Origin of the sequence: Agromyces mediolanus (assembly GCF_044917495.1) — a bacterium.
Classification (GTDB): domain Bacteria; phylum Actinomycetota; class Actinomycetes; order Actinomycetales; family Microbacteriaceae; genus Agromyces; species Agromyces mediolanus_B.
Map to the genome: position 1 here is coordinate 36725 of NZ_JAVSSI010000019.1, position 13433 is coordinate 50157.

Sequence of the window (13433 nt, forward strand, 5' to 3'; positions counted from 1 at the left end):
GGGGCGGAGTGCAGCGCCTCGGTCACCGCCGGGTTCGGTCAGGTGATCCCTGCGGCTTAGCCGAGGAGCTTCAGCACGCCCTGGTTGGCCTGGTTGGCCTGGGCGAGCATCGCGGTGCCGGCCTGCGAGAGGATGCTGGCGCGGGTGTAGCTGACCATCTCGGCCGCCATGTCCGTGTCGCGGATGCGCGACTCGGCCGCCGAGAGGTTCTCGGCCGAGACGTTCAGCGTGCGGATGGTCGACTCGAAGCGGTTCTGCTGCGCACCGAGGTCGGCGCGAGCGGTCGAGATCGCGGTGATCGCGGTGTCGATCGCGGTCAGCGTGGTGTTCGCGGTCGCGTTGTCGGTGACGACGAAGCCGGCGCCGGCGGCGGTGCCGTCGGCCGAGGCCAGCGTGCCGACGTCGGTGCCCACGTTCGCGAGGTTGATCGCGATCGTGTCGTTCGCGGTGTCACCGGCGCCGACCTGGAAGTTCAGCGAGCCGCCCTTCAGCAGGTCGATCCCGTTGAAGTTCACGCCCTCCGAGACGCGGTAGAGCTCGCGGCTCAGCGCGTCGGCTTCCTTCTGGATGGCGGCGCGCGACTCGGTGTTGTTCGAGTCGGTCGCACCCTGGACCGCGAGGTCGCGCATGCGGTGGAGGATGTTGTGGACCTCGGTGAGCGCACCTTCCGCCGTCTGGATGACGGAGATGCCGTCCTGCGCGTTGCGGGCCGCGACCTTGGTGCCGGAGATCTGCGAGCGCAGGCCCTCCGAGATCGCGAGACCGGCGGCGTCGTCGGCGGCACGGTTGATGCGCAGACCGCTCGAGAGCTTCTCGAGCGACTTCGACAGCTCGTTCTGCGTGTTGGTGAGGTTGCGGTGCGCGTTGAACGCCGCAACGTTGGTGTTGATCTGCATACCCATGGTGGTGATCTCTTCCTTGATCGGTCGCGGTCCATCCGTGGACCGTCGAGGGGCACTGTCGGTCGCGGCATCCGGGTCCGTTAGGTGTCGACCGCGTGCGGTGGTCGGCGTCGGTATCTGCTGGTCGCACGAATACCGACCGCGATCGGATGCCGCGATCGGAAGCCGCAATCGGATGCCGCGAGCGCACCGGGCGGGAAGGGTCGCCTGAGCCGGGCCAGGGGGTGCCCGGCTCAGGCGAGCGTGGTGCTGCGGCGCCCGCCGAAGGCGCCGCCGAGGTCGTCGAGGTACTTCTTCGCCCGGGTGGTGGTGGGGGCGGGCACCTGGAGGGGCAGCTCCGTCTCGTCGGCGAGGTAGCCCGCCGCGCCGAGGCGGAGCAGGCGCAGACCCTCGCTGCGCTGCTGCGAGACGGCCGAGTGCGTGACACCGAGCTCCTCGGCGAGCTCCGTGACCGCGCGGTCGTGGAAGTAGATCTCCTCGATCACGTAGCGCAGCCGCTCGGGGAGGGCCGAGACCGCGGCGTGCGCGAACTCGACCCGCTCGCGCACGACGAGCTCCGCCTCGGGGAGCATGACCTCGGAAGCCTCGTCGCCGACGAAGGTCTCGTCGTAGGGGCCGACGCGGCGGGAGGCGAGGCCCTCGTACTCCGAGGCGGTGGCGCGGTCGACGCCGAGCGCCGAGGCGAGCTCGCCCGTCGACGGCCGGCGGCCGAGAGCTGCGGTGAGCTCCTCCTGCACCGCCACGGTCTCCTTGATGGTCTGCCGCGTGCTGCGCTTCGCCCAGTCGGTCGTGCGCATCTCGTCGCGGATGCCGCCGAGGATCCGCTCGCGGGCGTACGCCCCGAACGGGACGCCGCGCTCGGCGTCGTACGCGTCGACGGCCTTGACGAGCGCGACAGCCCCGGCCTGCGCGAGATCGTCGCGGGAGAGGTGGGTGGCGCTCGCGATCACCTTCGACACCAGGAAGCCCACGAGCGGCAGGTGCTCGACGATCATCCGATCGCGTTCGTCGGTCTTCACCGGGGGTCCCTCACTCTCAGCGCCGGGTCGTCGCGCTCCCGCGACGGTCACCCGGCGCTCAGTACATGCGCGGCGGATTCCCGACGGCCCCCGGACACGGGGGCGGGGGAATCCGGGTGCGGGATCCGTGAATCGCTTCGACGGATGCCCCGGCGGATTCCGGTGGGGACGGCGCCGCGTCGCGGCGGAATCGGCCGGATCCGCGGTGCTGGCGAATCGTGCGCGACCACCGTGTCGGATCCGGGGGATCCGCGGCGCGGACGGGCGCACGGGCGCCGCGCACGATGGGCGCGTGGAACACCTCGATCGCACCGCCGGGAGCGCGCCGCCGTCGGCGCCGCCCCGCGACTGGACGATCGACCTCGCGAGCGAGGACCCGCACGAGGTGCGCCGTGCCGCGAGCGAGCTCCTCGCCGAGACGACGCGCTCGGTCCGCGGGCTGCGGAACCGCATGGGACTGAGCGACGCCGACATGCAGGATGCCGTCGGCGAGACCCTCCTCGAGCTCGCGAAGCGCCTCGAGGCGGGCCATCCCGTCCCCGGCGCGATCGTGCAGCGGGTGGCGACGACCGTCTGCTCCCGCTTCGTGAACGGGCCGGTGCGGCACGAGACGGCGAAGGCGCTGCGCATCCTGAAGGAGCGCGTGGCGGCCGAGGAGGCCGTCGTCGGCCGTGCGCTCTCGAGCCGGGCCGTCGCGGAGCTCGCGGAGGAGGTGCGACTCGGCCCCGACTTCAATCCGCGGCATCGCCCGGTGGAGCGCTTCCACCTCGTGGAGGGCTTCTCGAAGCCGCTCTCGATCGACCGCTACGACGCCGATGTCGTGGACGTGCTGCTCTCCCGCGCGGTGGACGTGCCGTCGGAGTTCGGAGCGGGCGCGGATGCCGCGATCCCCGGTGCCGGCAGCGCGGGCGGTGCCTGCGACCGGCTGCTCGACCGTCTGGAGCGGGGGCGGGTGACCCGCCGCGAGGCGAAGCTCGAGCTCTGGAACGCCGTGGCCGCGGACGAGGAGCTGCCGAGGCCGACGCCGGGCCGGCTCGACCGGCGCATCGGCGCCGACCTGCTGGCCTATGCCGACGAGCTGCCCGAGGGGATCGTGACGGCTTGCCGCGAGCGGCTCGACGGACGGGCGTCGCGCGCGGTGTTCGCCCTGTTCGCGCCGTTCGCCGAGCTCGACGAGCAGGCGAAGGACGCGATCGCCGAGGCGCTCGCGCGGCGGGGCGCGTTCGCCACCCGGATCTGGGCGAGCGCCGTCGCGCAGGCGCAGCTGCCGGCGCGCGACTGGGCGGCCGGCACGGGAGGCCCGCGAGTCACGGCCATGCGTCCGCCGATCCGCACGGTCGCGGGTGCGCGGGCCTAGCCTGCGGCCATGATCATCACCCCACCCGCGGCCGAGACCGCGACCGGAACGGTCGCCGAGCTGTACGACGACGACCTGCGAGCCGATGGCCTGGTCTATGCGCACACCGCGGCGATGGCGACGAACCCCGAGGCGTACCGGGCGTTCGAGGAGCTCATCCGAGCGGTCGTGCCGTCGATCGGCCTCCGCCTGTACGAGGCCGCGACGCTCGGCGCGGCGCGAGCGATCGGCTCCGAGCACTGCCTGCTCGCCCACGGGCGCAAGGCGCTCCGCGCCGGCGTCGTCGACGAGGCCGGGCTCGTGGCCTTCGCGGCGGGCGAAGACTCGGGGTTCCGGGACGACGAGCGGCTCGTCATCCGTTTCGCCGAGCGACTCTCCCGCGATCCCGCGTCGATGACCGATGCCGATACGCAGGAGTTGCGCGATGCTGGCTTCAGCGATCGGCAGATCGTCGATCTGACCCTCGCCGCGGCGGCCCGGAACTACTTCAGCCGAGCGCTACTGGCCCTCGCGGTGCCCGTCGACGAGGTGCCCGGGCTCGCCCCGGAAGTGGCGAAGGCGCTGCGCGGCGCGAACTGAGCCCGCGCGGAGAGCCGGGATGCCGGCCCCGAAGGGAGACGGGGCGGCATCCCGGGTCTGATGGCCTTCCGGAACCCGAACCGGAGCGCCAGGAGACGACATCCGCTGACCCGAACGCGACCACTACCCGGTGCGGCCGCCTGCTCGACGGATACCCACGCACGGAGTGTAACTCTCGGGATACCATGCGGCAAGGGTGGGAAGCCGCGGGGCCCGCCCAAGGGGACGACGGGCCCCGCGGGCCTCGCGCGCGGCGCAACCCGATGGTCGGCGCGAGGTGGGTGATCCCGCGTTCGAGCGTACGGCGCGGCTTGGCGCGGGTGAACTCGTTCGTCTGGATCATCAAGAGAAGCGGTGCGCTGGTGCCGCAGGGGATACCACATCCTCCAAAGTGCGAGCGGCCCTCGGCTCCGGCGGGCGACCGTGCCGGTGCGCGGGCCCGCGGCACCGTGCAACGCAGGCCGGCCGGACCGCCAATCGGGCGCGAAGGCTTCACCGGCGGTACGGCGGTGTGATTCAGTGGTCCTATGCGTGCACCGTTCCCCCGATCGTGTCCCCTCGCCCGCGAGCATCCGACGCACCCCTCTTCGGCGCGCGTCGGTGCCTGAGCGGATCGCCTGGTTCGACGCGGGACGGGTCCCCGACGACTCGGTGGCGGTGCTGTGGAAGCACTTCCGTGAGCGGCGCGCGGTCGGCGTGGTCGGGCAGGGGGAGGGGCAGCGGGCCTTCTACTCCCGGCTGACAGTCACCTCCGCCGGGGTCTTCGAGGCCGAGGGCGTCGAGCCGTGGGGCGTGATCGAGAGCGCCGAGTACGGTGCCGTGCTCGTGCCCGCGGAACTCGCGGCGGCGGCGACGCTGCCCGCGCTGCCGGCGGGGTTGCAGCGCCTGGCCGCGCGCGTGGGGCCGTCGAACCGTCGGCTCCAGCAGGCGAAGCAGGCGACCGATGCCCGACCGGCCGTCCGTCGTCTGCGCGAGCGCTTCATCGCGGCGGCCGTGGCGCACGCCGAGGTGCATCGGCGGCTCGAGGAGTGGCGGCCGCGCGCGGAGCGCGGCGCCGCCGACGGGCTCGAGTCGGCCTAGGCGTCGATGTCGTCGAGGCGGTCGATGACCACCTCGAGGAGGCGGGCGAGCTCGCCGCGCTCGGCGTCGCTCAGGTCCTGCAGCACGTCGGATTCGACGACGTCCGAGCCGCGGATGGCGAGGCTGAACAGCTCCCAGCCCTCCTCGGTCAGGCTGACGAAGATGCGCGTGCGGTTCGCGGCGTCGGGGGTGCGCTCGATGAGGCCGCGGTCGGCGAGCTTGTCGAGCCGGTGCGTCATGGACGAGGGCGCGACGTTCGTGAGGTCGGCGAGCTGGCTCGGTGTGAGCGGCTCGCCGGCCTTCGCGAGCGAGGTGACGACGGCCCACTCGCCGCCCGTCACGTCGAGGTCGGCGAGCTGGCGCACGTACCACTGGTCGAGCTTCTTGGTGAGGCTCTGCACCGCGGTGATGACCCGCTGCACCGACTCCTCGCCGCCCGCGGCGACGTAGGTCGCGACGGCCCGGCGGTGCAGCTCGGGGGCGCTCGGCGTGCGGTTCGGCATGCGGGAATTCTCGCACGGCTTCTTCGGTTGCTAATATTTCGACATCGAATAGTTCGTATTCGAAGCGCGCGGATGCCTCGGCCCGGTGCGGCGCCGGGGGAGCCCGTCGCGAGCACCATCCGAACCTGAGCCTGCGACGGGAACCCGTCGCGAGCTCCCAGAACCTGAGGCATGAAAGGGGGCGCGACCCCGTGCGCGCGAAACTGCTGATCTTCGCATCCGCCATCGGCATGCTCGGCTGGGGGGCCGTGCTGCCCTACCAGTACGCCTACGCCGCCGACACCCGCGGCTGGGGCGCGCTCGTGGCCGCCGGGGCATCCTCCCTCTTCTCCATCGGCGCGCTCGTCGCCGCCCCCATCGCCGGGCGCCTGAGCGACCGCTTCAACCCGGTGCTCGTCGCCGTCGTCGCCCAGCTCATCGGCGCCGCCGGCGTCGGGGCCCTCGCCTTCGTCGACAGCCCGGGGCTCTTCCTCGCGGGCATGCTGGTGTTCGGGCTCGGCCTCGCCGCCGCGGTCCCCGCGAAGCAGGTGCTGGCGCTGCAGTGGTCGACGAGCGACGACCGCCGCAAGGTGTTCGCCTACAAGTTCACGGGCGAGTCGCTCGGCATGGCGGCCGGCGCGTTCCTCGCCGGGCAGATCGTCGACCTCGGCCGGCCCGACGGGCTCGACGTGGGCTTCGCGATGGCGGCGGCCGGTTTCGTGCTGTCCTCCGCGATCATCGCCCTCGCCGGGCGCGGCGCGGTCGTGCCCAGCGAGTTCGCCGTCGCCGCGGTCGCCGACGGGCGCCCGGTCACCGGCACCGTCGGGGCGATCGAGGCGGCGACCGGCGCGATCGCGGCCGTCGACGTGCGCGCCGCGAAGCGCGACCGCAGCGTCGTCCGCGCCATCCTGCGCACCCCGGCGCTGCGCTGGACGGCGATCGTGACGGTCACCCTCGCGCTCGGCTTCTACGCGCAGTTCGAGTCGGGGCTGCCGGCGTACGGCCTCACCGTGCTGGGCGTGGACGCCTCGGCGATCGGCATCGCCGCGGCCGTGAACTGCATCGTGATCGTCGCACTCCAGGTGCTCGTCGTGAAGCTCACCGCGAAGCGCAGCGCGCCGTCGCTGCTCATGGTCGTCGGCATGATCTGGGTGGTGTCGTGGCTCGCGCTGTCGGCCGCGCAGTTCGCCCCCGGCATCGCGACCGCGCTGTTCGTGACGACCTACGGCGTCTTCGCGATCGGCGAGACGATCTACAGCCCGGTGCTGAACCCGCTCACGGCGCAGCTCGCGCCGAAGGGCATGGTCGGGCAGACGCTCGGCACGATCGGCGCCCTGCAGACCGCGTTCTCGGCGGCCGGCCCCCTGGTCGCCGGCGTGCTGCTCGGCGCGGGGCTCGCGGACGTCTTCCTCGGCATGCACCTCGCGGTCAGCGTCGTCGCGGTGTTCGCCGCCTGGCGGGTGAAGCGGGCCATGGAGGCGATGCCGGCGCCCGCGGCATCCGAGCGGGTCGACCCGCCGACCGCGCCCGTGCCGCTGCACTGAGCCCGGCGGCGGGTGCGGCGGGTGTGGCGGGGCGGGGGCTACTCGCCGACGGTGACGAACTCGGCGAGCGGCTTGCGCTGGCGCGGGGCGACCTCGCGCTCGCGCAGCACGTCGGAGAGGCGGTCGACGTCGCCGAGCGCGCCGATCGTCGTGATCGACACGACCTCCTGGTGCGCGTCGAGGCCGAAGGCGTCGTGGATCGCCTGCGCGTCGAAGCCGCCCATCTGGTGCGTGTGCAGGCCCTCGTGCTGCGCCTGCACGGTGAGGTGCGCGACGGCCTGCCCGAGGTCGTAGCGCGCCCACGGGCGCGGCCGGCCCTCGGCATCCGTCGTCTCGGCGATGTTCACGATGAGGACGGCGGCCGAGTCGGCCCACTCCTTGTTGAAGCCGGCCATCGCGCCGTGCAGCGAGGCGAAGGCGGCGGTGCCGCGCCGGGCCACGATGAAGCGCCACGGCTGCGAGTTGTTGGCCGACGGCGCCCAGCGCGCGGCCTCGAGGATGGTGCGGAGCTGCTCGGTCTCGACGACGGCCTCCGGGTCGAACGCGCGGGGGCTCCAGCGGTCGGCGAGCGGGTCGATGAGCGGGGCCTCGGTGGCGGCCTTGCGGCTGGTGAGATCGGTGACGAGGGTCATGGTGCGGCTTTCCTGGTGGTCGAACTTCTGCCGGGGCGCCGTTGACCCGTCCATACGAACGTATCGAGATCCGAGCCTATTCCGTGCGCGGCGTCGAGGGCGTCCGCGAGCGGGCACAATACCCGTATGGATTCCGCAGCCGACGCGCCCGCGCGCGTGCCCGCCAGCGTGCTCGCGATCGACGCCGGCCAGACCGGGGTGAAGGTGCGCCACCGCTCGCCCGACGGCCTCGTCGAGTGGGCCGAGCCCGGCGTCCGCACCGATCGGCCGCTGCTGCCGCAGCTCGCCGACGCGATCCGCGGCGCGGCCGCCCGCGGGCTCTCCGCCGAGGCCGTCGGCATCGGTACGACCGGCCTCACCGCCCCCGACTTCGACGCGGAGCCGCTCATCGAGGCGGCCGCGCCGCTCGGCACCCGCTCGCTGATCCTCGCGCACGACTCGATCACGGCCTACCTCGGCGCCCTCGACGAGGAGCCCGGCGTCGTCGTCGCCGCGGGCACCGGGGTCGTGACCCTCGCGGTCGGGGCGGTCGACGTCGCCCGCATCGACGGCTGGGGCAACATCATGGGGGATGCCGGCAGCGGCTACTGGATCGGGCGCGCCGCCCTCGAGGCGGTCATGCGGGCGCACGACGGTCGCGGCGAGCCGACGGCGCTCACCGCGGTCGTGCGCGAGGAGTTCCCCGAGCTCGAGGACGCTTACATCGTGCTGCAGGGCGACGGCGAGCGGATCCGCCGGGTCGCCCGTTACACCCGCGCCGTCGCCGAGCTCGCCGAGCGCGATGCCGTCGCCGCGGGCATCCTCGACGCCGCCGCGCGGGAGCTCGCGCACGCCGCCGTCACCGGGCTCCGCCGGGTCGGCGAGGACTCGGCGACGGCGCCCACCGTGCGCGCCGTCGGCGGCGTCTTCGGCTCGGAGCGCCTCGCGACCGCGTTCGAGCGCGCCGTCCGGCACGAGATCCCGGCCGCCCACATCGAGATCGGTTCGACCGATCCGCTCGACGGCGCCGCGCGGCTCGTCGCGATGTCGCCCGGCAATCCGCTCCGCGCGCACGTCGCCGCCGCCGCCCGCTGAGCGCGCCTGATTCCGACCCGCCGCCTCGCACAGCTCAGGAACATCCGCCGGGTATGGGCGGCGAGCCGTTCGTCGACGCGCGTCGTTCCGGGTGTCGCCGGGCGGGCTTCCTGAGTTGTGTGAGGCCAGGGACGCGGGCGGATGCGGGACGCGGCGCGAGTGCGCGGCGCGGGTGCGCGGCGCGAGTGGTGGCGCGCGCGCCTCAGCGCCCGGCGAGCTCCTCGCGGATGCCCGCGACGAACGCGTCGATGTCGGCCTCGGTGGTGTCGAAGGAGCACATCCAGCGCACCTCGCCGCGCGCGGCATCCCAGTCGTAGAAGCGGAAGCCCCGGTCGCGCAGCCGGTCGGCGACGCCCTCGGGGAGGATCGCGAAGACCCCGTTCGACTGCGTCTCCTGCGAGAAGCCGAGGCCGGGCAGCTCGCCCGCGGCGATGCCGGCGTCGAGCGCGTCGCGCAGGCGGCGGGCCATCGCGTTCGAGTGCCGGGCGTTCTCGAGCCACAGCTCGCCCTCGTAGAGGGCGATGAGCTGCGCCGAGACGAAGCGCATCTTCGAGGCGAGCTGCATGTTCAGCTTGCGGAGGTACTTCAGGCCCTCGGATGCCTCGGGGTTCAGCACGACGACGGCCTCCGCACCGAGCGCGCCGTTCTTCGTGCCGCCGACGCTCAGTACGTCGACGCCCGCGTCGCGGGTGAAGGCGCGCAGCGGCACGCCGAGCGAGGCGCCGGCGTTCGCGAGGCGCGCGCCGTCCATGTGCAGCTTCATGCCGAGCGAGTGCGCGTGGTCGGCGATCGCCCGCACCTCGTCGACGGTGTACGCGGTGCCGAGCTCGGTCGTCTGCGTGATCGACACGACGAGCGGCTGCGCGCGGTGCTCGTCGCCCCAGCCCCAGGCCTCCTGGTCGATGAGCTCGGGGGTGAGCTTGCCGTCCTCGGCGAGCACGGTGAGCAGCTTCATGCCGCCGACGCGCTCGGGCGCACCGCCCTCGTCGGAGTTGATGTGCGCGGTCTTGGCGCTGACGACGGCGCCCCAGCGGGGCAGCATCGACTGGAGTCCGGTGACGTTCGCGCCGGTGCCGTTGAAGACCGGGAACGCCTCGACGCCGTCGCCGAAGTGCCCGGCGAACACCTGCTGCAGGCGCTCGGTGTAGACGTCCTCGCCGTAGGCGACCTGGTGGCCGTCGTTCGCGGCCTGGATGGCGGCGAGCACGGCGGGGTGCACGCCCGAGTAGTTGTCGCTGGCGAAGCCGCGGAACGTGGTGTCGTGGAGCTGCGAAGTCACCGAACCATCCTGCCACCCGCTCCCTGGCAGCGTCTCGCCGGGTCGCGCACGGAACGCGCGCGCCCGCGCCGGCCACGCACGGATGCCGCGCGCCCTGGTCCGCTGAGCCCGTCGAAGCGCCCTCTGGTCCGCTGAGCTCGTCGAAGCGCCCTCTGGTCCGCTGAGCTCGTCGAAGCGCCCCGGTGGCCGCCGCTGGCTCAGGCCTCGACGGTCACCTCGCTGACCGCGCCGTCGCGGTCGAGGTGCACGGCGGGCCAGGAGCCCTCGGGGATGTGCTCGCCGCAGCCGTCGTTCAGGTGCACCGTGACGGTGCCGTCGGGGTGCGCCTCGATCGTCTGCAGCTCGAGGTCGCTCGCTGCGTCGTCGAGCTCGGCGGCGGTCGGCTCGCCCTCGCTGAAGCCCGTGACCACCGCGTCGCTCAGCGCGCGGCGGAGCGCCGGCAGCGCCTGCACGGTCTCCGCGATCCGCGGCAGCATCGCGCGCACCTCCTCGGGCGATCCGCTCGCCGCGGTGAGCTCCACCGATTCCCCGTCGACCTCGATGAGCGCGGAGTACCAGTCGTGGTCGAGCACCTCGCCGTCGAGCAGCTCGGTGCGGGCCCGCCGGAAGGCGCCGAGCACGGGGTGGGTGATCTCGGGTGCGTCGCTCATGCCCCCACGGTAGCGGGCGTCCGCGTTGGGACGGGCACGCCCACGAGGCAGCCGATGAGCTCGTCGTAGGAGACGCCCGCCGCGGCGAACATGCGCGGCACCTGCGAGTGCGCCGTCATGCCCGGGATCGTGTTGATCTCGTTCAGCACGAGACGGCCGTCGGGTGTGACGAAGAAGTCGAGGCGCGCGATCGCGTCGCAGCCGATCAGCTCGAAGAGCCGGCACGCCGTCTCGCGCAGTCGTCGCGCGGTGCCGTCATCGATCGCCGCGGGGACGGTGAACCGCGCCGAGCCGTCGTACTTGGTGGCGGAGTCGAAGACGCCCTCGCCGTGGATCTCGAGCGGCGGCGGCACGAGCAGTTCGCCGCGCGCCGTGCGCACGACGGCGACGTCGATCTCGCGGCCCGCGATCGGCTGCTCGACGAGCACCCGATCGTCGAAGCGCCGCGCCTCCGCGATCGCTCCCGCGAACTCCGCTGCGGTGCGCGCGAGCCGCACCCCGTGGCTGGATCCCGCGGTCGTCGGCTTCACGATGGCCGTGCCGCCGAAGGGGATGCCGGCATCGAGCTCGTCCGCCCGGTAGCAGCGGCCCGGCGCGACGTCGACGCCGTGCGCGGCGGCCACGAGCTTCGTGAGCTCCTTGTCCATGGTCACGGCGCTCGCCGTGAGCGGCGAGCCGATCACCCGCAGGCCGGCGAGCGTGCCGAGCGCGGCGAGCGCGCCGTCCTCCCCCGGCGCGCCGTGGATCATCGGGTACATGGCGTCGGCGCCGGCGAGCAGCTCGAGCGCCGCGGCGAGGCCCGCGGCGGGGCTCGAGCCGAGCGGGCGTCCGCGGGTGCTCCAGCAGCCGTCGCGTTCGATGCGGAGCCGGATGGTCTCGACGCCGAGCCGGGCGAGCGCCGCCTCGACGGCGGCCGCGCTCGCGACGGAGACGTCGTGCTCGGCGCTGGTGCCGCCGGAGACCACGCCGATGCGGCGCGCTGTCTGCGTGGCGCGCTGCGGCGCGGCGCGGTCCGGCGCGACGCGCTGCGGCGCGGCGCGGTCCGGCGCGACGCGCTCCGCCGGGGTGCTCGGTCTTGGTGCAGCTCCTGGCATGTTCGCCTCCTCCCGATCGAGTCCATCGAGCGGGATGTTGCGTGGGCGTATCGCTTTCCGCGTACGCCGGGGCAACACGGCGGCGGGTGCACTGGGCGGATGGCTTCTCCGGCATCCGAGCTCCTCGTCCACCAGGCGGCGATCCATACCAACGCGGCCCACTTCGCCGCGCTCACGGGCGGGCGGCTCCTCGCCGTGGTGAAGGCCGACGCGTTCGGGCACGGACATGCGGAGGCGGCGCGCGCGGTGCTCGACGCGGGGGCGGGATGGCTCGGCGTGGCCTCCGTCGAGGAGGCGCTCGCGCTCCGGGCGGCCGGCATCCGCGCGCCCGTGCTCAGCTGGCTGAACCCGCTCGACGCGGACCTCGGCGCGGCGATCGCGGCCGAGGTCGACCTCGCGGTGGCGAGCCCCGCGCTGCTCGGCGCGGTGAGCCGGGCGGCGATACTGCAGCGCCGTCGTGCGCGGGTGCACCTGCATCTCGACCTCGGGATGGCGCGCGACGGCTGTCCGCGCGGGGGGTGGTCGGCGCTCTGCGAGCTCGCGCACGAGCTGGAGCGGCAGGATGCCGTCCGGGTCGTCGGCATCATGGGGCACCTGTCCTGCGCCGACGTCGTCGGGCATCCGCAGACGCGGCTCGAGCGTCAGCGGTTCGTGAACGCCGTGCTGGCGGCGCGACGCCGGCGGCTCCGTCCGGCCGTGGTGCATCTCGCGGCCACCGCGGCGACGGTGACGGGGGAGGGGGCCGGGTTCGGGCTGCACCGGATCGGGGCCGGGCTCTTCGGGATCGACCCCTCCGGCACGTCCGCCGCGCTGCGCCCCGCGCTGTCCCTGACGACGCGGGTGGCGGGCGCGCGCGAGCTCGAGCCGGGCGGCGGGGTGGGCTACGGCCTCGAGCACCGCGCTGAGCGCCGCACGAATCTCGCGCTGCTGCCGCTCGGCTACGCCGACGGGCTGCCGCGATCGGCCGCCGGGCGTGCCGAGGTGCTCGTCCGGGGGCGGCGTTGCCCGCTGGTCGGGCGCTTCTCGATGGACATGGTCGTCGTCGACACGGGCGGCGAACAAGTGCGGCCCGGCGAGCCGGTGACGGTGTTCGGGCCGGGAGACGACGGGGAGCCGACCGTCGCGGACTGGGCCGGATGGGCCGGCACGATCCCGCACGAGATCGTCACCCGGATCGGCTCCCGCGTCGCCCGCGTCGCGCGCACCACCGGGAGCACGGCCGCCGCGCGCGCCGTGGGGAGCACCGGCGCCGCGCGCGCCGCGGGGAGCACCGCCGTGCGCACCGCCGGGGGTTAGCCGCGCACCGCCGGGGCATCCACGTTCGCGACGTCGTCGACGGTCTGCAGCCACTCCCCGTACTCGGCGACCCAGCGCTCGATGAGCCCGGCCGCGTAGTGCGTCGGGTCCCAGCCCGCGTAGAGCGACATCCGCACCTGCCGCCCGTCGCGCATGACGCGCACGGGGTGCAGCCCGAAGACCGCCTCGTTCGTGAGGACCGCGGCGGGGGGGGGGGGGGGGGGGGGGGGGGGGGGGGGGGGGGGGGGGGGGGGGTGGGGGGGGGGGGGGGGGGGGGGGGGGGGCGGCGCCCCGCGGTGGGTGGTGTTTATAATTCCCCCGCTGGGTGGGGGGGTCTCTCTTTTTGAGGGGGGGCCCCTGCAGCGCGCCGACACAGCAGGCGGCCCGGGCCGCCGGGTGTAGCCCCCGCGCCACGCGGGGGGCTTGTCATTTATTATATAATAAA

General features: G+C 74.0%; 14 protein-coding genes. 6 read left to right on the plus strand and 8 right to left on the minus strand.

Annotated elements, in window-relative coordinates; genetic code table 11:
• Positions 1-56: 56 nt before the first annotated feature.
• Together ROT00_RS17620 and ROT00_RS17625 are read right to left on the minus strand one after the other, a co-directional pair.
• Positions 57-902: a flagellin N-terminal helical domain-containing protein gene (locus tag ROT00_RS17620; RefSeq protein ID WP_404776342.1), complete on the minus strand. Its 846-nt coding sequence runs from the start codon at positions 900-902 to the stop codon at positions 57-59.
• A gap of 233 nt (positions 903-1135) precedes the next feature.
• Positions 1136-1921 (minus strand): sigma-70 family RNA polymerase sigma factor, encoded by a 786-nt coding sequence (locus ROT00_RS17625; protein WP_404776343.1) that lies wholly within the window; start codon positions 1919-1921, stop codon positions 1136-1138.
• Between the two features lie 292 nt (positions 1922-2213).
• Here ROT00_RS17625 and ROT00_RS17630 point away from each other — a divergent pair, with 292 nt between their 5' ends.
• From ROT00_RS17630 to ROT00_RS17640, 3 genes are all read left to right on the plus strand, one after another.
• On the plus strand, positions 2214-3278 hold the full coding sequence (locus tag ROT00_RS17630) for a hypothetical protein (protein WP_404776344.1): 1065 nt from the start codon (positions 2214-2216) through the stop codon (positions 3276-3278).
• Positions 3279-3287: 9 nt separating this feature from the next.
• Positions 3288-3857, plus strand: a complete 570-nt coding sequence (locus ROT00_RS17635; protein WP_404776345.1) for a carboxymuconolactone decarboxylase family protein — start codon at positions 3288-3290, stop codon at positions 3855-3857.
• Positions 3858-4457: 600 nt separating this feature from the next.
• Positions 4458-4937, plus strand: a complete 480-nt coding sequence (locus tag ROT00_RS17640; RefSeq protein ID WP_404776346.1) for a hypothetical protein — start codon at positions 4458-4460, stop codon at positions 4935-4937.
• On the opposite strand, the gene ROT00_RS17645 is transcribed toward ROT00_RS17640, so the two are convergent.
• Positions 4934-5440, minus strand: a complete 507-nt coding sequence (locus ROT00_RS17645) for a MarR family winged helix-turn-helix transcriptional regulator (protein WP_404776347.1) — start codon at positions 5438-5440, stop codon at positions 4934-4936. The two genes, ROT00_RS17640 and ROT00_RS17645, sit on opposite strands and share 4 nt — an antisense overlap.
• A 191-nt stretch (positions 5441-5631) precedes the next feature.
• On the opposite strand from ROT00_RS17645, the gene ROT00_RS17650 reads away from it, so the two are divergent.
• Positions 5632-6963, plus strand: a complete 1332-nt coding sequence (locus tag ROT00_RS17650; RefSeq protein WP_404776348.1) for an MFS transporter — start codon at positions 5632-5634, stop codon at positions 6961-6963.
• A 38-nt stretch (positions 6964-7001) separates the two neighbouring features.
• Here ROT00_RS17650 and ROT00_RS17655 read toward each other — a convergent pair whose 3' ends face one another.
• Complete coding sequence (locus ROT00_RS17655; protein WP_404776349.1) at positions 7002-7595, minus strand: nitroreductase family protein; 594 nt, start codon at positions 7593-7595, stop codon at positions 7002-7004.
• Between the two features lie 126 nt (positions 7596-7721).
• Here ROT00_RS17655 and ROT00_RS17660 point away from each other — a divergent pair, with 126 nt between their 5' ends.
• Positions 7722-8669, plus strand: a complete 948-nt coding sequence (locus tag ROT00_RS17660) for a BadF/BadG/BcrA/BcrD ATPase family protein (RefSeq protein ID WP_404776350.1) — start codon at positions 7722-7724, stop codon at positions 8667-8669.
• A gap of 202 nt (positions 8670-8871) precedes the next feature.
• On the opposite strand, the gene ROT00_RS17665 is transcribed toward ROT00_RS17660, so the two are convergent.
• The 3 genes from ROT00_RS17665 to ROT00_RS17675 form a co-directional block, all read right to left on the minus strand.
• Complete coding sequence (locus ROT00_RS17665) at positions 8872-9948, minus strand: threonine aldolase family protein (protein ID WP_404776351.1); 1077 nt, start codon at positions 9946-9948, stop codon at positions 8872-8874.
• A gap of 197 nt (positions 9949-10145) precedes the next feature.
• Positions 10146-10598 (minus strand): hypothetical protein, encoded by a 453-nt coding sequence (locus ROT00_RS17670; RefSeq protein ID WP_404776352.1) that lies wholly within the window; start codon positions 10596-10598, stop codon positions 10146-10148.
• Entirely contained in the window at positions 10595-11692 is a 1098-nt protein-coding gene (locus ROT00_RS17675; protein WP_404776353.1) for a D-alanine--D-alanine ligase family protein, read from the minus strand. The genes ROT00_RS17670 and ROT00_RS17675 overlap by 4 nt, the downstream gene beginning before the upstream one ends.
• Positions 11693-11791: 99 nt before the next feature.
• Here ROT00_RS17675 and alr point away from each other — a divergent pair, with 99 nt between their 5' ends.
• Complete coding sequence (gene alr / locus ROT00_RS17680; protein ID WP_404776354.1) at positions 11792-12988, plus strand: alanine racemase; 1197 nt, start codon at positions 11792-11794, stop codon at positions 12986-12988.
• On the opposite strand, the gene ROT00_RS17685 is transcribed toward alr, so the two are convergent.
• A complete protein-coding gene (locus tag ROT00_RS17685) occupies positions 12985-13152 on the minus strand; it encodes a hypothetical protein (RefSeq protein ID WP_404776355.1) in 168 nt (55 codons plus the stop codon). The two genes, alr and ROT00_RS17685, sit on opposite strands and share 4 nt — an antisense overlap.
• Positions 13153-13433: the final 281 nt, after the last annotated feature.